Raw genomic sequence first — 25,295 nt, forward strand, 5'->3', positions numbered from 1 at the left:
CGTACAGATTAGCGAATGAAAGTCAATTACTCTGTACCACACAGTAATCTCTGTACGCACATTTTCCAATGGGAATTCTCGGAATTATTAAGCAACAATGACGTTTAAACCTTTTGCATCGTTTCTGACAATATCGTTATCATCGAACGCAAGTAAAAACCATTGATCAAAATAATTGAGTATGTTCATTGCCAGCATAGCGAATTACATAAACTATATAAATGCCAGTGAGAGAACTTAACCTGTTATAGATAATTTTTCAGACAAAAGAGAAGGATCCGCAAACCTTTAAGTACCTATATAATATGTAATTCGTTCTATGGAGATCACCGCTGACGTAGGAGGCAATCCAGGGATCGATTGCAAGGGCTTCTGCACATATTGTTATTTCAAAAAGGTAAAAGAGAATCCTCCTTTTGGATGCAAATACTGTTTTCCCTTCAAAAAGGGCTGTGATTACTGCACCAGAGGTGTAAGGGAAGCCTACTCCAGCTTCAAACCAGGACAATACGTATTCCAGGAACTCTATCAGAGACTCATGATGGGAGGAGACATAGAAAAGATAACCATCAGTGGTGGAGGGGACGTAAGTTGTTACCCGGACCTGAAGGAATTGGTTGCTAATCTGGCACAGTTCGGTCTGCCGATCCACCTTGGATATACAAGTGGAAAAGGCTTCGATAAAGGCGACGAAGCAGAGTTCTTCATAGAATACGGAGTTACAGAGGTTTCCTTCACAGTATTCGCAACTGATCCAGCTCTTCGAAAAGAGTACATGAGAGACCCTGAACCTGAAGCATCACTTGAGGTGCTCCGCCAGTTCTGCAAGCAATGCGATGTCTATGCAGCTATTGTCCTGATCCCCGGGGTCAATGACGGAGATGTTCTGGACAAGACACTGACAGATCTTGTGGAAATGGGAGCAAAGGGAGCGATACTTATGCGCTTTGCCAACAGGACAGAAGAAGGCCTCATACTGAACAACGCACCTGTGATGGATGGGATAGAAACACACACCATAGAGGAGTTCGTGCAGATAGTCCGTGATGCCGATGCAAAATATAACATAAGGATCACAGGAACACCACTTGAAGACCCGCTCATTGGTTCCCCATACGCCATCAGGAACGAAGAGGAAGCACTTGGCAAATTACCAGAGGTCAGAAAGGATGCAACTGTGCTTTCAAGCAGAGCTTCTAAAGAAAGGCTTCAGGAGATATTCACAAAAATCGGAAGTCCTGTCAATGTCGTTGCCGTTGAAAAGGATATAGGATGCCTCATAACAATAGAGGATCTGGAAAGACTTGACCTGAACAACGTAAAGGAAACAGTGATCATGCCGGGAAGAGCGTTCGTGTATGATGCTGAAGCAACAAATGTTCTCTCAAGGGATGGAGTCTCACGTTTTGTGCGTAGAGGACCTGAAATGCTCACATATGACGGAGAGATGTCCATAGGTCACTCAAAGGAAGAAGTGCTCGAATTCGAGATCGAGCAGTTCACCGAGCTCATAAATGAGATAAATGCGATAGGTCTTCCGATAGCCGAATAGATCCCTGGTAAAAATACCAGAAGCTGATACATAGACCATTACATAAATTCCAGAAGGCCGGTCTGTTTTGACCGGTCATTCTCGAACAATGACTTCATATCAAGACCAAGAAGGTCTATCCTCTGTTTTGTATAACTTGAAACATTGTACTCCACTGCAACCTTCTTTGAGACCTCGAGATACTTCTTCACAGCCCCTTCATGGACCGTAAGTATCACACGTCCGCCACATTTAGGACATAGACCAGTAAGCGGAGGTCTTCTGAACTTTGCAGCACATTTAAGGCACCTTGTACCCTGCCTCGAGAACGCCCTGAGATTACCGAACATATCCGGCAGGAAGTGGGATATCAGTACCCTCTCTGCGACATTGGAAGCATCCACAGCGCGTATCTTATCCCCCAGTGCAAGCTGGGCATCCATCTTCTCCACCATGCTGCCAAGGGTCTTGTAAGCACTGTTAAGGGGGCCTGCAGCTATGTCAGAGGTATCATGAGTGAACATGAAATGCTCATACTGGTCAGGAGTACCAAGTCTGGAACTTATAAGATCGAAAGTCGATTCCAGTTCCTTGGGATTTGTATATTCCAGACTTGCCTCATAGAACTCAAGAGGATAATGGTCACAAACATCGATATTATGCGCTTCCTTGTCAACCTCACTTGGATCAAGACGTGTTGTGAGAACAAGAGGAGCATCCATCTTACCTCCCCTCTTCTCAGGCAGATAGTCCCTTGAGAAGTTCATAAGACCATCCAGAAGAAGCATCACACAGTCCTCATCACCATCACAGTTCCTCCTCTTCGCAGCATGGAAGAATGGATGTGCATAACCCACAGATGCTTTGGTGAATCCTACAAGTCGTCCAAGTACACCTGCTGAAGTGTGCGGAGCAAGCCCCATGAGCATCACACCAACAAGGTCCTCACGCTTCTTTGCATTATAATAAGGCTCCTCGCCATAATATTTCACAAGGAGATCATCGATGTACTCCGTGGTCCTCAGCAGATAGTCAGCACAATCATATGAGACAACAAGGTCCTGGACCTTGAGACATACAACCTGATCATCCCGTTCAAGAGGATTGCCGTATATATCCTCTGTGTAGCCGATCTGTTGCAACTTCTCGACACCTATAGCCAGCTCATCAGCACGTATATGCGTCAGAGGGATATCGGACATATCATATCTGACAGTCCCATCCTTGAAAGTATAAAGATCATGTTTGGCCCTGAGTATCCCTTTTTCAAGTGGTTCCGGCGTCATGGTCCCGGACATCATGCGCTTGACACCCTTGACCTCGATATTCTCACGCTCGCCAACCTTTGCAAAGGCAGCCTGATATATTTCCTTGAAGTTGATGTTCTGCATCTTCACACAGGTTGTCTTCGAACCACATTTCGGACATGCATCCTTCTGTATGGATATACCACATCTCGGACAGAACAGTTTTGGAATAGTGAACTCACCACAATCACAGCGGTAAAGGAATGAATCCACTCCACATGCAGGACACACACGATTACCGATCTCAACCCGTATCTGGCCGACCTTCCCATTCATTGAAGACATATATCCGGCAGCAGCTTCCATCTTACGGGTATTCCCTGCAGAGTCACCTATCGGGAAAAGAACATGAGGAGCAGGAGACATCTTCCTTTTGTTGGATTTCTCCGGTCGACCCATCCTTGCACCGATCCGGATAGGAGCCCTGGGTCTGACAATGACACCACTGACCTCATTGACAGCATCCATTATCTCGACAGATTCCAATGAGCTCCATTTGCGACTCAGGTCTTTTTCAAGACCAAGACACCTGATAAATGGAAGTGGGTTCTCAATGACCATTTTCCCGTCGTTTATCCTGTGCAGTACAAGCAGGTTCTCCAGGATCTGCTTCATACCATTACTATCTCCTGGCTCCAGTGGCAGTTCCAGAATGGAACCATCAGAAGAGAGAGAGCCTTTCTCAGATACGAATGCTGTAAGAGCAATATATTCATCTACGGAAATATCATGCCACAAATAGGTATATGCTGGATGCAGAGGGACCTTATAAGTATCACATAATTCCAGAGCAAGTTCCTGTGAAGGCAACTTCAGTTCATCCCTTGTATAAGGGGAATTCTCTACATCCCTCTCGAATTCCTGTATCCACCATTCAAAACAATAAGAAGAAGGCACAAGCGGATGATTGTTCTCCAGAAAGTCACCGTAATTGATAAGGATCTCACCGATATCGATGATCTCCTCTACTTCAGGATGGATATCTATGGCCATCTGCTCATCATCCACTCTGATGATATCACCTGATCTTAACCTGACAGTGGGACCTTCAATACTATCCACTGGCGCCATACCAGCAGCTTTTCCCGGACGTTCTACTTTAAGCTGGGTACCTGCGACGATAAAGCTGTCCATTATATACATGCTCGCAGGACTTATCCCTGCAGCTGCAAAGGAAGTGTTTCGTGACCTGCCATACCTTAACCTGAAACCTCCGGGTCGCATGGGGTGGGAGAAAACAGGTCTTCCTGCAATAAGATCCCTGAGATATTTGTCCTTGGGTTTGACACCGACAAAACCGCCATCATCATCATCTGAGCTTTTGGTTCCGGCTATGAGTTTGTTAAGCCAGTCCCAGCCATCCATTTCAAGCTTATTTACGTGTTTTAAGACCTTCGGGGCTTTTAACGCCAGACCTTCTGCAAGTACAAGACACATACCTCCGCGCACCCTGTTGGTCTCTATCCTGTCCATGTTCCTGTAGCCTTCGACCTCTTCGGCCTCTGTGGGTTCCCCATCTATACATATGGGACAATTTTCAACGATAAGCCGGATCTCATCTTCAGATGGTGTGTATTGAAGAGTTGCCACACGCCTGTAGAGAAGGATCTCCTCCACGTACCTCTCAACCTCATCCTTGCGCGGCTTGAACCTGTCAATACCAACTGCACGCCGCACATAGTCCCCTACCAGTACTGAAAGTGCCTGGGCTGTTCCTCCTGCACTGCGTATAGGTCCTGAATAGAAGATCCTGATGTACTCGCTTCCATCATCATTCTTACCAAGGGTCACCTTGTCAATTCCCTCTATGGGTGCTGCAACGACACCTTCCGTGAGCATTGCCACAGATACACGTATGGCAGCCTCTATAGCTGCTTCCTTTGATTCGAACTCACCTACAGCCCCCTCTGCAACAGCTTTTCCTATTGCAAGAGCACCTTCTTCACGGGACATGGTCTCATCGAATATTCGTATCTGTTCAGCGACACCTTTCACACCGATCAGGTTCTCAACCCTGTCTGCAAGGTCCTTGGCAAGCGGGATCTCTATATGGGGTTTGGGGTCCTTTCCTCTGGAACGTGCGCGATTGGCGATCTCTATCTCCTCATGGAGTTTGGACTCAAGTCCCTCAAAATACTCACCCATTGCTTCGCTGACTACTATTTCACCCATTTAGAATGGCCCTCCGTGCTGTGGAAATATGCATTTGTTCTTCAAAATTGTTTTCCTGCTTTCTATGTGCGAGTTATTAATATAGATTAAGCTCAAATTACTATGTAACGGTTATTATAGAAAAAACTAAGTAAAATTCAGGAAGGATGTGGATGAAAAAACCGATAATAGTATTAATGCTATTAATCACGATGCTGATCCCTGTTGCCAGTGCCGATGTGGTCAACGATCTCAGCGTCGCTGTGAATGAATATAATGAAAATGCGGATCAGGTACCGTCTTTTCTCAAAAGTCTCCTTGGTGACGAAGTGGTCAAGCTCGTGATCATGACAAATGATGGCGAGGAAATATACATAAAAGCTATCACAGAAGATGCTTACATCACTACCTTCGAAGAGGTCGATGCAGATACAGAGATCGGTGAGACCATCATAGTAGGAACCAGTGAGGACACGGTACTTGAAATTCTCAGTTCAGATGATCCTCTTGGAACATTCCTTGATGCAAAGGACAATGGTGAGATCGTAATAGAACCAGTAGGACTCACAAACAGCGTTACTTTCGCTGTTGCAAATGTACTATTGAAACTTACACAGTTGCTCGGGCTTGTATAACCCTGCAAGAATAGTTGTTCTAACACATGGCCTTCAGCGAATTTCCAGTTCGCTGGCCATTTCTCTATATGTTTTCCCTTTGTCAGTAGTGATGAAAATATTCCCTTTTTGTTCAATGAGTTGTTTCTCTTCAAGTCTTGCAAGATATTTGTTTGCAATTGTTGAATTCAGATTTGCCCCATAAACTATCTGAGTTTTTTTTGCACCATCCAAAGCTATCTTTAGTATATCTAACGTAATATCCAACCTACTCCGCCTAATAGCAATGCCCCCAGCATTCTATTTTTGTACCACAAGAACTAATGATATAATATCGATCGATGATATATCGTTAGTCTAATAAATCTATCATTGAACACATATTTAACATCATCGATTTGTAACAATACTAAGTAAATATGTTACTAAATAAATAACTGTTTTTTTAGCTAAAAGGATCTTATATATAAGTACTACAACCGGCCAACAGTTAGGTTTATAATTAATACAGCAATAGAGGTATCGTTAATTCCATATGCGGGAGTAACCAAGTGGCCAACGGTGGCAGACTCAAGATCTGCTCGCGCAGGCGTTCGGGGGTTCGAATCCCTTCTCCCGCACCACACCAAAGGTGATCTTTTTTGTCAGACGCTATCGACCATGATACTATTGTAACGGCTATTGTTGATATTTTAAAAGAGGCTGAGACCATTTTACCACAGGATGTTGTGGACTCAATTAAAAAAGCAGCCTCTGAAGAAACATCCCCTGTGGCTAAAGAGCAACTTGAAGCTATTCTTAAGAACATCGAGATCGCTGGCAGCAGGAAAGTGCCGATCTGCCAGGATACAGGGATACTCATATTCTTCGTTGAGCTAGGCCGAAAAGCCGTAATAGACTGCAATATTGAAGAAGCGATACTTGAAGGAGTGAGAGTCGCAACTGACATCATTCCCCTTCGCCCCAATGCAGTAGATCCGATCAGCAGAAGCAACAGCGGAAATAATACAGGCAGCGGAATACCGGACATAAAATATGAACTGGTAGAAGGCAGCAGCATCAAAATAACCGTTGCTCCGAAAGGTGCAGGTTCTGAGAACATGAGTGCTATCAAAATGTTCAACCCAACTGAGAAGGACAGGATACGTAACTTTGTCCTTGAAACTGTGATGAACGCAGGTGGAAAACCATGTCCACCTATCGTCGTGGGCGTTGGCATCGGAGGATCGTTCGATAAGGCAGCAAGGCTTGCAAAATCAGCCCTTCTTGAAAAGATAGATGAAATGGATGAGGAAGAGATGAAACTGCTGGAAGATATCAATTCCCTTGGTATCGGACCAATGGGACTTGGAGGCAGGACCACCGCACTTGCCACCCATATCAAGAAAGCACACTGCCATACAGCATCCCTTCCGGTTGCCGTTAACATCCAATGCTGGGCAAACCGTCATGCTTCGGTCACACTCGGAGGTGATCAGTAATGGAATACAGACTGACAACACCACTTGAAGAAGAGGACGTGACCAGGCTCAATGCCGGAGATATAGTCTACCTCACAGGAACAGTGCTCACAGCAAGGGACGAAGCCCATGCCAGGATCCTGGAGATGGCAGAAGAGAATGAAGAGCTTCCATTCGATCTTGATGGCTCCGTGATCTATCACTGCGGCCCGCTCATGAAAGAAACAGATGGAAAGTGGGAGGTCGTTGCAGCAGGACCCACCACAAGTGCCCGTATGTCAAAAATGACACCAGAGCTTCTGAAGATACACAATGTACGTGCATTCATTGGCAAGGGTGGAATGGACAATGTAATTGATGCAATGGAGAACAAAGCAGCTTATCTTGCATTCACAGGAGGATGTGCTGCACTTGCTGCCATGAGCATCGATGAAGTAAAGGACGTACACTGGCTGGACCTGGGTATGCCTGAAGCTGTGTGGGAACTCAAAGTTAAGGACTTTGGACCACTTGTCGTTGGAATAGACTCACACAAAAATAACCTGTTCCAGAATGTCAACAAAAAAGCAAAGGAAGCTTATTCGATGATCGAATAAGCAATTATCATATTCTTTTTTTATATCAGTTCATATCACAAAAGTGAACACTACCCAGGCGATCAGTGTCAGTATGATAGAGTGTTTAAGACCCTGGGACACTGAACCCTCACCCATCTGACCGGCAACAAGTCCACTCATGAATCCCTGTATCACACCTGTGTGCATCATGAGACGTGTGTACTTTGCCGGGTCGAAGGCACCAATGAACTGACTTCCTGCACCTGCTGCGGAAGCTGCTTTACCTGCTTCTGCCATGGTTGGCACAAAGGTTGACGTGAGCATTCCGATCACGAACAGGAAAACGAAGAACGACATGTAACTGATGACCACATAGACCATCATATTACCACGCCTCTCGCGCTCCAGCATCTTCACTTCCCTTGCATCACGGGCAGCAGCTTCAAGAACGGAAGCCACACGACCTCCGGCCTTGCTTGCCTGTGTGATAAGGGACACTGTCCTTGTAATGATAGGCGTTGGAACTCTTTTTGCAAAGGTCTGCAAAGATTCCTCGAAAGAGACACCCCATGACATTGCAGCATCCATGCTCTGGACCTCTTTTGTCAGGGCACCATACTCACCCTTTGCAACAGTATTGACAGCTCTTGGAAGGGTCAGTCCAGCCCTGCTCATCTCAGATATATCCCTCAGGAATGTCGGAAGATATTCCTCGATAGTATCCGTCCTTTTGAACTTCTTATGGAACGTGATAGCAGGAGGAGTGATCGTGATAAGAACAGTGAAAATGATAATATCATCTATCAACGGAGTACCCCAGGTAGCGACCATTCCAAGGAAAAAGAATACCAGAGCAACCGGAAAGCTCAGGAAGAAAGTATATTCCGGATGTGTATAGAGCATTTTCAATGGATCTTTGATGAACTCTTTCAAGAGGATATTCTTATGTGCTTCCTCCATCTTCATACTTATCTCAAAATCCTCAAGCTCGGATAATTCATCCTCTGTAAGAGAACCATCCAGAGGGGAAGAGGTATTGAAAATATCATACAGATTCATTTCAGGCCTCCGGGGTAAGGGTACTGATAAGAACTACATACATCAGACTACCGATCGGGATCAGTGCATATATGATGATATAAAGGAAGACCATCTGGGCATTACCCATTATGGACATAATGGATATGACCACCACAAGGAAAAGCGGACCTGCAACAAAAGCAGTGACATAGGTCTCTCCAAGAAGACCCAGTGTTTCAAGGAATTCCTTCTGGTTCTGACGATTTTCCATGATATATTGTTCGGTCTTTATCTGGAAATAAGGCTCAAGCTGACCTCCCGAAGTAACAACTGTAATAGCACCCTGCAGAAATTCCTGCAATGCAAGAGAAGGGGTCGTTACAGAAAGGTTCTTCATGGCAGTTACAAGGTCATGACCCAGTATCTCTAGATCACGTACAAGATAACGGCATTCCACTGACATCTCGCCATAGATGTCATTATTTGCAAGTGATCGGAAAAGATCCACCGGAAGTACACCTGCACCGGACATTGCAGACATATAGTTAACAGCATAAGGAAGCATGCTATCGATCCTTCTTTTCCTGTCACCGGCCATGAGAGCAGGATATATCTGGAATATCTTATAGACAACTATGAACACCAGGGCCGTGAATACTACACCAAGTATAAGCCCCATGAAAATGGACTTATATTGCATCAGTGGTGCCATCCAGCCAGGCAACAACAAGCGTGTCGCTTTCAGCTCAGGAACACCAAAGGCCAGAAGGGCCAGCGAAATAAAGAACAATGCACCGACAGCGCTTAAGATCGAACTCAGCAGTGCTCCGGACATATAGACATCGAAGGCCACGTCCATCCTGTTCTTCAGGAGACTATGACGCAGACCGAAGAAGTCAAGCCTCTTCTTTTCATAATGCTTCCCGAAAAGATTGTAAGCGAAGATGAAATAGGGATTAGCCATATAATTCCTGCCTTACAAGTTTCATTACCATTTCCGGTTCACGGTTATAGGCCACGACGATCTTTGCGAAATCCCTGAAGTGGGTTATCTTCTTCTCACGGGTCCATTCAAGGATATCCTGACGTCGTTTCAATTCATCGCGAACTCTTTCTTCTGTCCATCCACGACTCTCCATGACACTTTCTACAATATATGACCTGCCTGAATACTGGAACATATCCTTAGCGGCATCCCACATGAAAACATCATTTGTCAGGAGCTCACCGGTCCTTGGATCAACACCAACTATTTCGGTAAGGGTCTTACAACGCCTGACACGTTCATCACCGACCTTTACCTGTACCTGGATCGCCACAAGGTCCAGTGCCTGTATCATGATCCTCGGTACATTGATAGGTGGATTCTCCAGTCTGTGAACCACTGATTGTACAGAATCTGCATGCATAGTAGAGAATGTAGTGTGACCTGTTGACATTGCCTGGAAAAGTACATAGGCTTCAGCACCTCTTACCTCACCCACAAGGATGTATTCCGGCCTCTGCCTCAGAGAAGCTCTCAGAAGCTCGTACATTTCGATCGAACCTTTCTCTTCACCGGAGAATGCCTGTCTTGTAACACCAGGGATCCAGTTAGGATGGGTCAGGTTGAGTTCCCTTGTATCCTCAATGGAAACGATCTTCATTTCCGGCTGGATGAAAAGGGAAACAGCATTCATTGCCGTAGTCTTACCTGATGCAGTACCTCCTGCAAAGACAAGGCTCTTACTGGAATCAACTGCAAGCCACATGTATGCCATCATGGCAGTTGAGAATGTATGGAACTCTATAAGGTTAGCAGGAGTTATCGGATTGTCCTTGAATCTCCTGATAGTAAAAGTAGTTCCACGAGTAGTGATCTCCCTTCCCAGTGTCATCTGGATACGGGAACCATCTGGCATGGTCGCATCAAGTAAAGGTCTTGCGATCGATATATGCCTTCCACATATCTGGGCTATCCTTATGGCGAACGAATCAAGAATATCATCCGACTCGAACTCGATGTTGGAAGGTATCGAATTGTACTCTTTGTGATAGATATAGATAGGAGTGTTCGGTCCGTCACAGGAAATATCCTCAAGATTAGGATCCCTCATAAGAACATCGATCTCACCATAACCCACATAGTCACGGACTATATGGTACATGATCCTCTCACGTTTTCTTGGGGATATATCGATCTGGAACTCTTTCAGATACTCGATCACATTATACTTCAGATATTCCTCTGCATTCTTACGTGAGACTTCCTTGAGATTGACATCAAGGGTCTCGATGAACTTTAGTTTGATAGCATCCATGAGCTCCTGTTCCTTCTCAGTGAGGACAGGTTCTATGGATTGATACTGGAACTCATGGGATTCCGGATCATATGCTATTCTTATGTAAGCATATAGAGGATTCACCTCATACAGCTCTACCTCTTTGAAAGGACTATCTGCTGGCATGGTCAGATCGACTATAGGACCATGTTCAACAACATTATAAGGATCAAGGTTGATCTTCTTTCTGGAGAATAGCTTGCTCACATGGTCCATTAAAGATTCCTTTTCTTCGTCATCGATAACGAATTCATCCTCAATGGGTTCCACTTTGAAGATATCAGAAATTGTCTTTTCCCAGAATGACTCCTGTTCATCTGAGATAAGATCATCATAAGAATCCAGATGAACATCATCTACCTTGCTCTTTAAGCTTTCAATACTGACGGGTTCCGCATCAGGAAGAATGAGATCTGAAAGTTCATCTATTACCTCATCCATATCCACGGATAGGATATTCTCAAGTATCCCCTCATCGCTCTCATCATCATATCCGACAGGCTCGGAAGGTTCCTCTTCCACAGACCCTGCAACCGGAATATCAGACTGATCGATATCCTCCGAAGGAGCTATCTCTTCCTTATCAGAAGAGGTGGGCTCTTTTTCGGACTTTGAAATGAGAGGGTCCTGATCATCTAAAGCATCTGTTCCCTCTCCAATGCTCAGTATTTGATCCTCTGGATCCACAGTTACATCCGGAAGACCGCTCTCATCTTCTTTATCTTCGACCCGGTCACCTGAAATATTACTCAACTATTACCAACCCCTACACCAGTGGTATTATAAGTCTCTTTGAAATTCATTTCTCTGGCATCCTGTTGTAAATATTCCGGATGTATCACTTCTTACCCTTTGAAAGAGAGAACTTCTTGCCCTTCTTTTTCTTATCTTTGCTCTCTTCAGCAGAAGCCATCTCTGCAGATACCTTTATACCTGCGATCTCTGCAGCCTCTTTGTTAAAACCTACCGAAGCCGGAGATCCGGGATACTTCATCACCATAGGTGCCTTGAATGCAAGAGAGTTCTTGACATTGGGGTCTTCCTCTATGTTCGCCAGGATCTTAAGACCAAGAGCATTCTCTATCCTTTCCTTAGTGAGCTCATTCTGGGTCACACCGGTCCTGTTAATGAAAGCACCACGGAAAGGTTTGCCCATATTATCAGATATTGCCTTGATCTTCATTGCGCCTGCAAGAGAAGCAATATCAGGGTTTATCACCTGTATGAGCTCATCGGCCAATGATATGGAAAATATTGAATTCTTGTTGATACCTGTAGGTGAATCGATCACAATAAAATCGTACTTGTCCCGGATACTTTCTACTATCCCTCCAATTATCTCAGTGTTCGCATTAAGGAAACTATGAAGAGAGATACTGCCCGGTAAGACATGAAGATTGTTCGGGCCATCATAGATAGCCTCTTTTAACTCTGCGGTCCCGGAAAGAACATCATGAAGACTTGCTTTTGAAACATCCAGACCCAACATCAGCCCTATAGTGGGCATTCCGATATCAGCGTCAATTATCAAAGTCTTTTTTGCAAATCCTGCAAGTGCAGCACTAAGATTAATAGCAGCCGTAGTTGTGCCAACACCACCCTTCCCTGAAACAATAGTAATGATCTTTGCTGTCATAAAATGCCTCTATTGATGATTATAACTTCTGTCACCCAGTTGAAGACCCATCCAATAATAATGTCATCTGGAGTATATACCAAACTAAATATCACTTAAAAATATAAATACATATCTATATTATCCCGTGATTAATATCCACAGTCCCTCAATTAGCAATATATATGATCAGATAACATCATGTTCACATGACACCTGCCGAAGAAAAAGATATCAAACTCTTCCTTTATCATGCAAAACAATGTGACCCCAAGAAGTGCACAGGCAAGAAGATGGCAAGATTCGGACTTGTGAACCTGTCCGAGAAAATAGAAAGGATACCATCAAGGTCCATACTTCTTGACCCTATGGCAGAGAAAGCCCTCTCACCGGCAGATAGCTCAAAGAAAGGGATAACTGTTCTTGATTGCTCATGGGAAGAAGTTGAAAGGGTCTTTCCACAACTCCTCAGAATGAGACTTGAACACAGAGCATTACCTTACCTTGTGGCTGCAAATCCTGTGAATTTCGGAAGACCTTTCAAACTCACATCAGTGGAAGCATTTGCTGCTTCACTGTACATACTAGGGAATAAGAAGCAAGCTGAAACGATCATGTCCAAGTTCAACTGGGGACATACTTTCCTTGAACTCAATCATGAACCACTGGAAGAATATTCGCAGGCAAAGGATAGCAAAGATATCCTGAGGATACAGAGCGAATATATGTGATCGCCTAATGCAAATACAAGGAACGAGTATAATGATACAGATCGGCGTTATAGGTGCAGGTTCCTGTGATGAGGAACTGAGAAGGACTGCAGAGGAAACTGGTTCTGAGATCGCAAGAAATGGATCGGTACTTGTTTGTGGCGGACTTGGCGGAGTTATGGAAGCATCTGCAGCGGGTGCAAAGAAAGAAGGTGGAACTACAGTGGGTGTTCTCCCGGGAGACAGCCGTGAAAGTGCAAACCCTTACATAGACATAGCAATAGTGACAGAGATGGGACATGCCAGAAATGTTATAATCGCACGTTCTGCCGATGTACTGATAGCCATTGGCGGAGAATACGGCACACTTTCCGAGATAGCACATTCCCTGAAGATGGGTAAGACCGTGGTCACACTGGAATCTAAATGGGAGATCGAAGGGACCATTAAAGCAAATAGCCCACAGAAAGCTGTAAGAATAGCGATCGATAGCTTCAACAAATAACTGCAGATATAGTACTATATAATAGTAGAAAAGGAAAGTCTATACAGGACCATAAAAGGTCCGGTACAGATGATCAGAAGATCTTGATCATATCTCGAGATCAATACCAATAGGGCAATGATCCGAACCCATAACATCCGGCAGGATGAAAGCGTCCTTGATATCATCCTTTGCATTATCGCTTGCAAAGAAATAATCGATCCTCCAGCCAACATTTCTTTCTCTGGCCTTTGTTCTCATACTCCACCAGCTATAGTTCTCAGGTTCTGTATTGAACATCCTGAAAGTATCGAAATAACCATTCTCCAGAAGCTTATCGATCCAGGCACGTTCTTCAGGCAGGAAACCTGATATATTCTCATTCTCCTTCGGCCTTGCAAGATCTATTTCCTTATGTGCTGTATTGACATCCCCACATACGATTATCTTCTTGCCTTTGGACCTGAGGGTATTTGCATGGTTCAGGAATGCATCATAGAACTCCATCTTATACGCAAGTCTTTCAGCTGATGCCTTGCCATTGGGGAAGTAGATATTATAGAGAACAAAATCCCCGTAATCTGCGATCTGGGTCCGTCCTTCACTGTCGAACTTCTCGATACCGAAACCACATTTGATGTCAATTGGTTCCTTTTTGCTATAAATGGCAACACCACTATAGCCCTTCTTCTCAGCAGAGGCAAAATAGTTATGATACCCATCTATCTCAAGCATTTCCTCAGGAAGTTGCTCCCTTCGGGCCTTAGTCTCCTGTATGCAGAGTATATCCGGACCTTCTTCATTGAACCAGTCGAGAAAACCTTTTTTGTGAACTGCCCTGATGCCATTCACATTCCATGAAATGATCTTTATCCTGCTCATTCTGTGCCTCCGTGAATTCTGAACGTTATTTGAGAACTTATCTCATAAGTACATTGCTCAATAGCTTGCTTTTTGTCCTGAATCATCCCAATATCCCTATTTAGTAAATGTTGCAAAATATAGAATTAAATTAGTACAAATATCATTTGAGAACAAAACTTAAATAATAATAATTCTTATTTAGAATTTGTTCTTACATGAAACCCATTAAAATACCAAACCAAAGTGGGGGTAAAGTATGAGGAAAGCAGACATCAAGTATACAAACCAGCGGATCGAGATCCTGGATTTCCTTAGGGAATTTGATGGTCATCCTACCGTAGATGATGTCTTTGAGGGAGTAAGACAAAAACTGACCCGCATCAGCAAAGCGACAGTTTATAACAACTTGAAATTCCTGGCCGAAAAAGGCCTGATCAAGGAGGTAAACACAAAAGGCGTTTCGAGGTTCGAATCTAATTTGATACCTCACCATCACACAATATGCCTTGAGTGCGGAGAAATAACAGACTACGAATCAGAAGAACTTAGCGAATATGCTATGCAGATCGCAGAAGAGATAGATGACTTCAGAATTGAATCAGCAGACACTAATTTTTACGGAATATGCAAAAAATGCATGGAGATGGAGTAATATGGAAGAAGAAATAGTAACAATGCCACTTATAGGCGATGATGCACCTACATTCAAAGCAAAGACAACAATGGGAGAGATCAGTTTTCCTAAGGATTACAAAGGGAAGTGGGTAATCCTTTTCAGCCACCCTGCCGACTTTACACCGGTGTGTACAACTGAATTCATGACATTTGCAACAATGCAGGAAGAGTTCAGGGAATTGAACACCGAGCTGATCGGACTTTCAATTGACAGCATCTACGCACACATCGCATGGCTCAGGACGATCAAAGAGAAGATCGTGTACAAGGGAATGAAGGATGTTGAAGTGAATTTCCCTGTAATTGAAGATCTTAAAATGGATGTTGCAAAGAAGTTCGGAATGGTACAGCCAAACGCATCAGACACACAGGCAGTAAGGGCAGTATTCATCATGGACCCTAAAGCAAAGGTAAGAGCTATCCTCTACTATCCACTTTCCAACGGAAGGAACATGGATGAGATCAAGAGGCTTGTCCTTGCAATGCAGAAGTCCGATGCAGAGAACATTGCAACCCCTGCTAACTGGCAACCTGGGGACGACGTGATCATTCCACCACCAGGATCATGCGGAACTGCAAAGGAAAGAGTTGAGACAGAAGAAGAAGGAAAGTACTGCCTTGACTGGTTCATGTGCCTCAGGAAGCAGTCTTAAATACCAAAGTAAATAGATAATCCATAGGTGACCATTATGGGAACAAAAGGAGTGGAAATACTTGACCTGGATGTCAATGAACTGATAGACCTGCTGAACAAGGCTCTTGCTGACGAGTGGTTAGCATATTACCAGTACTGGATCGGTGCAAAGGTGATCAAAGGCCCTATGAGGGAAGCTGCTACAGCTGAACTTATAGAACACGCAAATGATGAACTGCGCCATGCTGACATGGTATCCAACAGGATATTACAGCTCGGCGGAACACCGGTGCTCTCTCCACAGGAGTGGGAGAAGATAAGTAACTGTGGCTATGAATCTCCCGAGGATCCTTTTGTAAAGAAGATCCTTGAGCAGAACATAAAGGGAGAACAGTGTGCTATCCAGGTGTACAGCAATATCCTTGAGAAAGTAAAGGACAAGGATCCGGTTACCTATGAGATCGTATTGCAGATCCTCACCGACGAGATCGAGCATGAGGACGATCTGCAGGCGGTCATGGAAGATATCGAACTGATGCAGAGAATGGACTAAAACTTTGCATCAGATATGACATTTCCTGTCATTTATTGATCAGGAAATGTCCGTCTCACTTTTTTACTGTGCCTCAGCACACTTTTGTCAATTACTAGCAGTGATGGCACTTGTTGCTTATTTTAACAGTTGATTGTTTTTCTCCGATAGCGTATGCTCTGCGATAGATATATTTAGAAGAATGTTTGTTAGATTTAATCATTAAATAACCCTGTAAAAATAAAGATCTTTTATCAAAAGTATCGTATCAAATGAACATTTTATCATCTATTGCACTTTCAAAATTCATGGAGATTACATGCATCTCATCATAGCAGAAAAGCACATTGCAGCAAAAAGGATAGCAGCAATTCTGGCTCCCAGTAAAACAAAGCAGGTTCGTGTGAGCGGTGTGGACACCTACGAATACGAATCAGATGAAGGTAAACAAATATTCATCGGACTTAGCGGACACATAGTGAAACTTGATTTCCCAAAGGCATATAACAACTGGCAGAAAGTGGAAGCAAATGAGCTCATAGGGGCTGAGATCATCACAACTTCCACACAGGTGAAGATCGTATCTGCACTTAAGAAACTGGGAAAGGAAGCCACAAGAGTAACTATTGCAACTGACTACGACAGAGAAGGAGAGCTCATAGGGGCTGAAGCACTGGAGATCATCCAGAAGGTAAATCCCGAGGTAGTGTTCGACCGTGTGCATTACAGTGCCATAACACCAAAGGCCATTGATGATGCATTCTCAAACCCTACAAATGTCGATTTCAACCTTGCTGATGCAGGACATTCAAGACAGGTCATCGATCTTGTATGGGGTGCATCACTTACCCGTTACATCTCCCTTGCCGCAGGACGTCTTGGAAAGATGTTCCTGTCCGTGGGCAGAGTACAATCACCCACACTTGCACTTATAGTCGAGCGTGAGAAGGAAAGGGAAGCTTTTATCCCAAAACCATACTGGGAACTCTCAGCACTGCTGAAAAGCAAGACAGGAGAAGAGTTCAAGGCTGAACACCGCACTAAACGGTTCTGGGATAAAGCAGAAGTAGATGCCGCCATGGAGAAGCTATCCATAGGTGATGAGGCATTGGTCACAGAACTGACAACCTCAGAGAAAATAGACAAGCCACCAACTCCTTTTAACACTACTGAATTCATCAGCGCCGCAAGTTCTATTGGCTTTACAGCCGCCAATTCAATGAGGATCGCTGAGACACTCTATACGAACGGTTTCATATCATATCCAAGGACCGATAACACAGTTTACCCTGAAAGTCTGGACCTGCGGGCACAGATAGAGATATTCAAGACCGGCGCCTTCAAGCAGTACGCACTCAAATTGCTGGAGAAGAAGGAACTGGTACCTACAAAGGGTAAGAAAGAAACTACGGACCACCCACCTATATTCCCTGCATCTATTGCGAAGAAGTCCGAAATGAACGAGCAGGAATGGAAACTTTATGAGATGGTGGTCAGAAGGTTCTTCGCAACCTTTGCCGACTCCGCAAAATGGGAGACCATTAAGTCAAAGTTCGACATCAGTGGAGAAGAATTCAAAGCCAATGGTGCAAGACTTGTCGAACCTGGATGGAGATGGTACTACCATTATAACGCACCTGAGGACAGGCTGCTCCCTAAAATGGAAGAAGGGGACAAGCATACTCTGACCAAGCTGGACATGGAAGCAAAGGAAACCCAGCCACCGGGAAGATACGGACAGGGAAGGCTCATCAGGATCATGGAAGAGATGGGACTTGGTACAAAAGCAACAAGGCACGAGATCATCAGTAAACTCTATTCACGTGCATATGTACATGGAAACCCACTCCAACCCACAAAGACCGCTATAGCCGTTGTGGATACTCTTGAAAAGTTCGCACCCACCATATCAAAACCTGATATGACCAGCAAACTTGAAGCAGACATGGACCGGATAGCAGAAGGTAATATCCCTGAAGAGAATGTTCTGAACGAATCCAGAGAAATGCTTGAAGTTGTTTTCACTGAGCTTGGAAAGAACAAAGATGATATCACAGAGTCATTACGTGCTGGTCTTCGCGAGGACAAGATCATTGGTACCTGTTCACAGTGTAGTTCAAATCTGATGGTCATGAGATCAAAGCGTGGTTCACGTTTCATTGGATGTGAGGGTTATCCGGATTGTAACTTCTCATTACCACTTCCACGTTCCGGCCAGATAATAGTCACAGACAAAAGTTGTGAAGAACATGGACTGTACCATATACGCATCATAACTCCCGGGAAGAGACCATGGAACCTTGGATGTCCTGAATGTAACTTCATAGAATGGCAGAAGGCACAGGAAGAAGAGAAAAAGAATCAGAATACCGATAAAGAGCGTCCTAAAACACTCAATGATATATCCGGGATCGGAAAGGTCACAGCCGAAAAGCTTGCTGATGCAGGCATATGCAGTGTGGACGAGCTATGTGAAGCAGATGCCTTAGAACTTGCGAAAGTTACAAGTATACCTGTCAAGAAAATAAAAACATGGCAATCAGATATTGTCTGAGAGGAGGCAGGTAAAATGGAACTGGAATTCAAAGGTGCATGCAGAGAGGTTGGGAGATCGGCAGTCCTTATCGATGAAAAGATAATGATGGATTACGGGGTTTCCCCGGGAGAACATATCAAGTATCCAGTGAACGGATCACGGCCTGAAGCTATTTTAGTATCACATGCACACATCGACCACTCCGGTGCAGTTCCAAACCTTATGGACCTTGAACCAGATGTCTATATGACCCCGCCTACATTTGACCTTGCACACATGCTGGCAAAGGATACCCTTAAGATCGCAGAAAGGGAAGGAGAGATGCCGGCATATGATTCCATCGAGCTTTCGAAGTTCGCACACCAGACAAAACAAATTGATACAGGTGTGGAGTTCCATGCTCATGGATATGATCTCGAGTTCTTCAATGCCGGACACATACCCGGTGCTGCAGCAATACATGTGAAAGACAAAGAGAACAAGAGTTTATTCTACACAGGAGACATCAACACTTCGGACACACGACTTGTTTCTGGGGCAGTTGAATTCCCGGATGCCGATGTACTCATTACAGAAAGCACATATTTTGGTGATGAACACCCTCCACGCAAAGAAGTGGAGAAAGCATTCATAGATTCGGTTTTCGATACTCTCAATATCGGAGGCAGTGTCATCGTACCGGCCTTTGCTATTGGAAGAACACAGGAACTGCTTATGCTGCTGGATGCACATGGTATCAGACCTTTTGTTGATGGTATGGGAGTACAGGCATACAAGATAATGTCAAAACACCCTGAATACATCCGTAATCCCACTCACCTGAAAAGGGCATTCGATAACGCAACAATGGTAGCTGGAAGAAAGAGAGATGGACTTCGCCTTGAATCATCGGTTGTAGTTACAACTGCAGGTATGCTAAACGGAGGACCTGTTCTTCGTTACATAAGCAGATTATACAAGGACCCGAAGTCAAAGATAATACTAAGCGGCTATCAGGTAGAGGGAACAAACGGCAGGATGGCATTGGATACAGGCAACATCGAGAATGACGGAGTTATCCAGCACCTGAAACCAAAGATAGAACAATACGATTTCTCAGCCCACTCCGGTGACAAAGAGCTTAAACAAATGGTGAAGGATTTCTGTGACAGAGGTACACAACGCGTATTCACCATGCATGGGGATAACTGTGAAGGCTTTGCGGACTGGATCAAAGAAGAGATAGGCGTTGAAGCATGTGCTCCTGAATTGGGTGAACGTTTCACCATCTGAGCTTTGATATCTTAAAGAAGACAATTCGACCTTAGAGACATGAGGTACTTTTGTACTTCATCTCATCATTCATTTTCTTGGTCCTGGCCATTGCGGTCTTGAGGTTCTCTATTGCATCAAGATGTTCCGGATCAATTTTAAGGACCTTTGTGAAACACTTTATAGCATCCTCATATTTTCCAAGACCAAAATAGGAAAGTCCTTTTTTATGCCATACCACAGCGAACTTGTTGTCGAGTTCGATCTCCTTGTGGACCTTGCTGTAACAATCTATGGCATCGTTATGTTTACCCATCAGTTCGAATATGTCACCTTTATTGACCCATGCATGCTCGTTACCGGGGTCGATAGTAAGTACCCTGTTGTAACATTTGATGGCTTCCTCATAACGTCCTGTGTTGAACATGACCACACCCATGTTACACCATACATCAATATCGCTCTTGTTAAGGTCTACAGACCTTTTGAAGCACTCAAGAGCTTCTTCTTCCATACCCAAAAAAGAAAGCGCTATGCCTTTATTATTCCATACAAGAGCAATAGCTTCATTGCTCCATAGCTCCGGATCAAGGTCCCTGCATTCGAGAATAAGGGAAAAATATTCTATTTTCTCTTCCGGATCTTCGGCATCAAACGCTAATTTGAACCATTCTTCCGGTGTATCAGGGTCCATCCAGTATACCAACTCCAAGATTATGTATTTTTATCGTACTATCATAAATATGCAGTACATTCTCATATTTTGTATTCCTTAATGCACATAACATATTTATTAAGTTATCGAAATTATTCGCATTCAGAAAAGATAGATATAAACAATGTGTGAAATTATTTCATACATCGTGAATTATATATTATTGAAATAAATATAACAGAAAATACGGGATTCACCTAGATCTTGTCAAGATCATCAATATGAACTACCTCATTTGCATCGATACCAACAAGACACATACCCTTCTTATCCATCGACCACACACTATATTTCTCTGCTATATCTTCAGGGACAGGCTCCGATGGCAATGCCTTAAAATTGATACAGCTGGTCCTGAGACAATGGTACTCGTCGGGATTTAGCTCCATTATAGTTATCAACTTATTCAAAAGGGACAAAAGAACATTTATATCTTCATGGTCCCACTGCCGGATCTGCTCACTGAGGATAGAGAGCATATTCTTTGCCACACCGACATTTGCAAGGATCTTGTTCGAGAGACAGATCGCAGCATTGCTATATTTCACATTATCATTAGGCCCTCTGAAACAGAATATACCTTCACCTACCAGTGAATCAAGATCAAGCGGTGTTTCTGAGAACGTTATCGCATTTTCCACGACATCAACGTCAAGACCATATTCATCCGCGATCTTCCAGATAGCCTTCTCTATAACAATACCATTGTCTATCATTCTAACAGATCCCCCCGGCAGGACGATCACAGATCATCCGAATGCCAGCTATCCATATTTACAACATCAGATGGAGTATTTATGTTGACAAAACTCTTAAGATCTTTGTCTATAGACCTGATAGCTTCAGAATCAAGGTACAGTACATTGTCCAGGGACGATACAGGTGCAAGTATGCTACGGTTCCCCTCTGCAAGGGATAGTTCGATAGCTTTAAGCATGACATCCCTTCGATATATCGCATGAAGAGGCTCTTTCATACCATATTCACTAATAGGGATCAGGGCATCATGCTCACCGATCATGCCAAACATCACATCGATCAGTTCTCCGTTGAGAAAAGGCATATCGCATGCCACTGTAAAGACATATTCACCTGAAGCCCGTTCAAAGCCTGCAAGCATACCTGCGAGAGGTCCTGCATTCCTTATTGTGTCCGTGACAATTTTTCTGTCATCAAGATATTCAGAGAACTGCTGTAGCTGATCTTCATCCCGAAGGGACACGATAACCTCATCAGATACATCATCAAGAACCTCAAGTGAGCGTTCCAGTAAAGTGGATTCCTGATACATCATGAGTGCCTTTTCCCTGCCATTCAGACGGGTACCCAGACCACCTGCAAGCAGAAGGGACGACCTTTTCATAAGGACAGAACTCCATCATTCACATTATAGTTAACTGTGCATTTCACGCAAGTCCTCTCCTGCGCTCACTCCTGTATTCTTCAAGGATGGACTGGAACTGTTCACGTTCCTTTTCCTTGCGCCTCTCTTCAGCTCCTTCCTGCCATTTATCGATGGCCTCTCCAAGTATCCCGGGATCAACTGAGGCCAGGTCCCCAACACGATGGACCTTTAAGCCTTTCAATACAGGAACATTGCCATCGTAGAAAGACTCTAGTGCAGCATAGGGAATATCCTCACTAATGATAACAGCCTTCACTTTTGCTTCAATTAACAATGAAGCGGTTATAGGACCACCGCCACTTGGATTCTCCAGATAGATAACATCGTTCTCCCTGAGACCATAGAGTTCTTTTGTATGCTGGATCGCCTCCCTTGTGAAAGAAGAGATCACCTTCACTGGCAGACCTTCACCTTTTACTTCCTTCTTACGGATCTGTTTGAGACGCTTGTTCTGATTGCGCTGACTACGAAGGGACTTCTTTGTCTTTGCAAGTTCCTTGTTCAGACGTGCGATCTCATTATCCCTTATCTGAAGCTCCTTTTCCTTTCTGACCTGCTTGTATGTGGAATTGCGGACCTTGTTGAGACGCAGTTCAAGTTTCTCTATCTGTTTTTCCTTCTGTACAGACTCGTATTTGAGCTCAGAGACATAATCTTTGAGCTGTTTTATCTGAGAATTACGCTGTGCCAGCGTCTCACGTAGCTTCTTTACCTGCCCATCTGCATCTGAAAGGTCTTCTTTCACAGGTTCAGGCTCAGGTTTCATCTTTACCTTTATTCTGGATTCTGATGCAACCTTTTCAATAGCCTCATCGATCGAGTCTCCGTTAATTACATGGAATTTAACCCTGTCAAGGTCGAGATACTTAGGAGCGCGCTTCTCTACCCTTGAAAAGACATTCTTATATGCTTTATAGCTAGCAAGTGCTGCTGTGAGTGAATCACGCTCGTGGTCATTGGAATATCCGAACTTACGGGCAATAGCGATCTTGTCCTCTGCCCTGATCTCCCCTCCCGGACTCCAGATAACTGCGTTGAAACTGCGGCGTATCTTCTCTACGGCAGATGGAGTTGGATAGACATCTGTGGCAACGACCGCAGGTTTTCCATATTCGGCTATCGTCCTGACAACCTCATCATGTGATATTCCACGTATGCTGTCGGAGAGAAGAAGTTCTCCTTCAAGTGAGAGAATAGCAATACCTACGGTGGTACCGGGATCGATGCCGACGATGGTATACTTGCGACCCTGTCCTTTTAGAGGGATATATTGGATCTTATCCCTCTCCACACTTTTTACCGTGACCTGAACATCAGCATTTGTAGACGGTTTTACAGGTACACGTTCACGCCTGGCGTTCACCGTGTATTCAGCCCGGACATATCCGCCAAAGCCCGAGGTTATCTTCTCGGTATAAGTGTAACCGGTATCGCGGGAGAATTTACGCAGGATGCTCTCTACTTCCCTGCTCTTTTCCTTCACAGCGCCATGCACCTTACGACGGTAGCGGTTCTGGCTCCAGCCTCCTCTGCCAAGAGAACGGGCACGACTTACTTTTATTCGTGTTATGTCCTCAAAAAGAGATACTTCCACACCCACACCAAGACTTGCAAGAATAGCACATGCTTCAGCTTCCTGGTTAGGGTCGAACTGATTGAAAGAAAGACCGTGTTCCTGTGCAAGACGAAGCAGGGGTTTCTGGTGAACACCTCCGGTGACCTGCACCAGTTTCGTGTTATCGGGGAGCTTTTCAAGAAGATGGATGAGAGCACGTTTGTTTGTAGCCAGCTCAAAGATATTATCAACGGCAATATGATCAGGCCGGTCCCTGTTCAGCATCCTGAGGATCCTGTGAAGCCGGACCATTGTATAATGGTTTATTTCCCCGTCCTTTAGAACGGCAACGGCATATTTTGGAACCTCCTGTGCCCTGGAAGAGCCTTTAGCTATGTCAATGCCGTATATAACCCCGTTTTGCATACAATATATTTTATGTCGCTACTATGATATATTTATGACTCCACAGGATCTTTCACACGTGATACGACCTCTGCTAAGTCCATATCGATACGATATTTGCGTTTGAAGTGTTTGAGCACATTGGAAAGGTCCCTTTCGAGAAGTTCTTCTGCGTGAGGATGGCTTATTTCCACACACTGAGGCCAGTCTATGAACTGTACACCGCCTTCATTCACAAAGATGTTGTACTCGCTCAGATCGGAATGGATGTAACCTTTCTTATAGACCAGACCTACCTGTCTGATCATCTCATCGAGGAACCATTGAGGATCCTCAAGTTTTGTTTTGTAGAGAAGTGTTCCCTTTGCAACATCCATGACAAGTGCATGACGATTGTTATCGAGGAGTTTTGGCACAGAAACATCAGGATAGAGTTCCTTAATGATCTCGGCTTCCCTCTTTGCAGCAAGTCTTGCTGCATAGATCCATGAAAAGTGTTCCCTGTCATTGAGATGTGAACGTGTCCTCTTGACAGACTTAAAACTGGTCCTGCCTTCCCTGTGGAATTTAAGGATAACACCCTGCGGCTCTCCAAGGCCAAGTTCCGGTTCCTTCACAGCCTCATGGACAACAGATTCTTTCCCGACACCGATCTCATCACCAATTGCACTTATCGTACCTCTCTTCACAAGTGCATTAAGGGCAAGCATATCATAGCCATCAAAGTATATCTGATAACCCTCGTAAGGATTCTTGATGCCAATGACCATGTTCTTCTTTATTAGTAAGGTCAGCCTGTACTCAAGAGAAGAATAAGGCAGACGCGTATACTTCATGATCTCCTCGATCGGCACCCACTCAAAGTTTTTCATGCCTATCTCGATACCAGTGAGTATGCGCAGGTCCTTGCTGCTCATTTCCTTGAATAACTTCACAACGTCGTCTATCATTTG

23 protein-coding genes and 1 tRNA gene are annotated in these 25,295 nt (G+C 44.3%); 12 read left to right on the forward strand and 12 right to left on the reverse strand.

Going from position 1 to position 25,295, the window contains the following annotated elements; genetic code table 11:
- Positions 1-319 precede the first annotated feature (319 nt).
- Complete coding sequence (gene mmp10, locus BM008_RS08440; RefSeq protein WP_091936037.1) at positions 320-1,552, forward strand: methyl coenzyme M reductase-arginine methyltransferase Mmp10; 1,233 nt, start codon at positions 320-322, stop codon at positions 1,550-1,552.
- Positions 1,553-1,590: 38 nt separating this feature from the next.
- Here mmp10 and BM008_RS08445 read toward each other — a convergent pair whose 3' ends face one another.
- Positions 1,591-5,010, reverse strand: a complete 3,420-nt coding sequence (locus BM008_RS08445) for a DNA polymerase II large subunit (protein ID WP_091936039.1) — start codon at positions 5,008-5,010, stop codon at positions 1,591-1,593.
- A 152-nt stretch (positions 5,011-5,162) separates the two neighbouring features.
- On the opposite strand from BM008_RS08445, the gene BM008_RS08450 reads away from it, so the two are divergent.
- Complete coding sequence (locus BM008_RS08450) at positions 5,163-5,624, forward strand: hypothetical protein (protein ID WP_218146698.1); 462 nt, start codon at positions 5,163-5,165, stop codon at positions 5,622-5,624.
- A gap of 33 nt (positions 5,625-5,657) precedes the next feature.
- On the opposite strand, the gene BM008_RS08455 is transcribed toward BM008_RS08450, so the two are convergent.
- On the reverse strand, positions 5,658-5,870 hold the full coding sequence (locus BM008_RS08455) for a winged helix-turn-helix domain-containing protein (RefSeq protein ID WP_245747974.1): 213 nt from the start codon (positions 5,868-5,870) through the stop codon (positions 5,658-5,660).
- 270 nt (positions 5,871-6,140) lie between these two features.
- Between BM008_RS08455 and BM008_RS08460 the strand changes: the two genes are divergently transcribed.
- The 3 genes from BM008_RS08460 (at position 6,141) to BM008_RS08470 (ending at position 7,659) form a co-directional block, all read left to right on the forward strand.
- Positions 6,141-6,226 (forward strand) — tRNA-Leu (locus BM008_RS08460).
- Positions 6,227-6,244: 18 nt separating this feature from the next.
- Positions 6,245-7,084, forward strand: a complete 840-nt coding sequence (locus BM008_RS08465; protein ID WP_091936044.1) for a fumarate hydratase — start codon at positions 6,245-6,247, stop codon at positions 7,082-7,084.
- Complete coding sequence (locus tag BM008_RS08470; protein ID WP_091936046.1) at positions 7,084-7,659, forward strand: FumA C-terminus/TtdB family hydratase beta subunit; 576 nt, start codon at positions 7,084-7,086, stop codon at positions 7,657-7,659. Before BM008_RS08465 ends, BM008_RS08470 begins: the two co-directional genes overlap by 1 nt.
- A gap of 30 nt (positions 7,660-7,689) precedes the next feature.
- On the opposite strand, the gene BM008_RS08475 is transcribed toward BM008_RS08470, so the two are convergent.
- The 4 genes from BM008_RS08475 to minD form a co-directional block, all read right to left on the reverse strand.
- Positions 7,690-8,679, reverse strand: coding sequence for a type II secretion system F family protein (locus BM008_RS08475; protein WP_091936048.1), 990 nt, complete (start codon positions 8,677-8,679; stop codon positions 7,690-7,692).
- Between the two features lies 1 nt (position 8,680).
- Positions 8,681-9,604: a type II secretion system F family protein gene (locus BM008_RS08480; RefSeq protein WP_091936049.1), complete on the reverse strand. Its 924-nt coding sequence runs from the start codon at positions 9,602-9,604 to the stop codon at positions 8,681-8,683.
- Entirely contained in the window at positions 9,597-11,714 is a 2,118-nt protein-coding gene (locus BM008_RS08485) for a type II/IV secretion system ATPase subunit (RefSeq protein WP_245747975.1), read from the reverse strand. Before BM008_RS08485 ends, BM008_RS08480 begins: the two co-directional genes overlap by 8 nt.
- 85 nt (positions 11,715-11,799) lie before the next feature.
- Complete coding sequence (gene minD, locus BM008_RS08490) at positions 11,800-12,597, reverse strand: cell division ATPase MinD (protein ID WP_091936051.1); 798 nt, start codon at positions 12,595-12,597, stop codon at positions 11,800-11,802.
- Positions 12,598-12,785: 188 nt separating this feature from the next.
- On the opposite strand from minD, the gene BM008_RS08495 reads away from it, so the two are divergent.
- Positions 12,786-13,307: a DUF367 family protein gene (locus tag BM008_RS08495; protein ID WP_091936052.1), complete on the forward strand. Its 522-nt coding sequence runs from the start codon at positions 12,786-12,788 to the stop codon at positions 13,305-13,307.
- Between the two features lie 7 nt (positions 13,308-13,314).
- On the forward strand, positions 13,315-13,791 hold the full coding sequence (locus tag BM008_RS08500; protein ID WP_218146699.1) for a TIGR00725 family protein: 477 nt from the start codon (positions 13,315-13,317) through the stop codon (positions 13,789-13,791).
- A gap of 87 nt (positions 13,792-13,878) precedes the next feature.
- Here the strand turns inward: BM008_RS08500 and xth are convergent, their stop codons facing one another.
- Complete coding sequence (gene xth, locus BM008_RS08505; RefSeq protein ID WP_091936055.1) at positions 13,879-14,652, reverse strand: exodeoxyribonuclease III; 774 nt, start codon at positions 14,650-14,652, stop codon at positions 13,879-13,881.
- A 238-nt stretch (positions 14,653-14,890) separates the two neighbouring features.
- Here xth and BM008_RS08510 point away from each other — a divergent pair, with 238 nt between their 5' ends.
- From BM008_RS08510 to BM008_RS08530, 5 genes are all read left to right on the forward strand, one after another.
- On the forward strand, positions 14,891-15,286 hold the full coding sequence (locus BM008_RS08510; RefSeq protein ID WP_091936057.1) for a Fur family transcriptional regulator: 396 nt from the start codon (positions 14,891-14,893) through the stop codon (positions 15,284-15,286).
- Between the two features lies 1 nt (position 15,287).
- The gene (locus BM008_RS08515; protein ID WP_281246270.1) at positions 15,288-15,962 is read left to right on the forward strand and encodes a peroxiredoxin; all 675 of its coding nucleotides are present in this window, start codon (positions 15,288-15,290) and stop codon (positions 15,960-15,962) included.
- A 36-nt stretch (positions 15,963-15,998) separates the two neighbouring features.
- The gene (locus BM008_RS08520; protein WP_091936059.1) at positions 15,999-16,496 is read left to right on the forward strand and encodes a ferritin-like domain-containing protein; all 498 of its coding nucleotides are present in this window, start codon (positions 15,999-16,001) and stop codon (positions 16,494-16,496) included.
- A gap of 298 nt (positions 16,497-16,794) precedes the next feature.
- Positions 16,795-19,029: a DNA topoisomerase I gene (locus tag BM008_RS08525; RefSeq protein WP_091936061.1), complete on the forward strand. Its 2,235-nt coding sequence runs from the start codon at positions 16,795-16,797 to the stop codon at positions 19,027-19,029.
- 15 nt (positions 19,030-19,044) lie between these two features.
- A complete protein-coding gene (locus BM008_RS08530) occupies positions 19,045-20,283 on the forward strand; it encodes an MBL fold metallo-hydrolase (RefSeq protein WP_091936063.1) in 1,239 nt (412 codons plus the stop codon).
- Between the two features lie 31 nt (positions 20,284-20,314).
- On the opposite strand, the gene BM008_RS08535 is transcribed toward BM008_RS08530, so the two are convergent.
- The 5 genes from BM008_RS08535 to BM008_RS08555 form a co-directional block, all read right to left on the reverse strand.
- Positions 20,315-20,956, reverse strand: a complete 642-nt coding sequence (locus tag BM008_RS08535; RefSeq protein ID WP_091936065.1) for a tetratricopeptide repeat protein — start codon at positions 20,954-20,956, stop codon at positions 20,315-20,317.
- A gap of 218 nt (positions 20,957-21,174) precedes the next feature.
- Complete coding sequence (locus BM008_RS08540; protein WP_245747976.1) at positions 21,175-21,693, reverse strand: hypothetical protein; 519 nt, start codon at positions 21,691-21,693, stop codon at positions 21,175-21,177.
- Positions 21,694-21,719: 26 nt separating this feature from the next.
- The gene (mobA, locus tag BM008_RS08545) at positions 21,720-22,340 is read right to left on the reverse strand and encodes a molybdenum cofactor guanylyltransferase (RefSeq protein WP_091936067.1); all 621 of its coding nucleotides are present in this window, start codon (positions 22,338-22,340) and stop codon (positions 21,720-21,722) included.
- A gap of 43 nt (positions 22,341-22,383) precedes the next feature.
- The gene (locus tag BM008_RS08550) at positions 22,384-24,363 is read right to left on the reverse strand and encodes a DUF460 domain-containing protein (protein ID WP_091936069.1); all 1,980 of its coding nucleotides are present in this window, start codon (positions 24,361-24,363) and stop codon (positions 22,384-22,386) included.
- A 32-nt stretch (positions 24,364-24,395) separates the two neighbouring features.
- Positions 24,396-25,292: a serine/threonine-protein kinase RIO2 gene (locus BM008_RS08555; protein ID WP_091936071.1), complete on the reverse strand. Its 897-nt coding sequence runs from the start codon at positions 25,290-25,292 to the stop codon at positions 24,396-24,398.
- Positions 25,293-25,295 lie beyond the last annotated feature (3 nt).

Source organism: Methanolobus profundi, assembly GCF_900114835.1.
GTDB classification, from domain to species: domain Archaea; phylum Halobacteriota; class Methanosarcinia; order Methanosarcinales; family Methanosarcinaceae; genus Methanolobus; species Methanolobus profundi.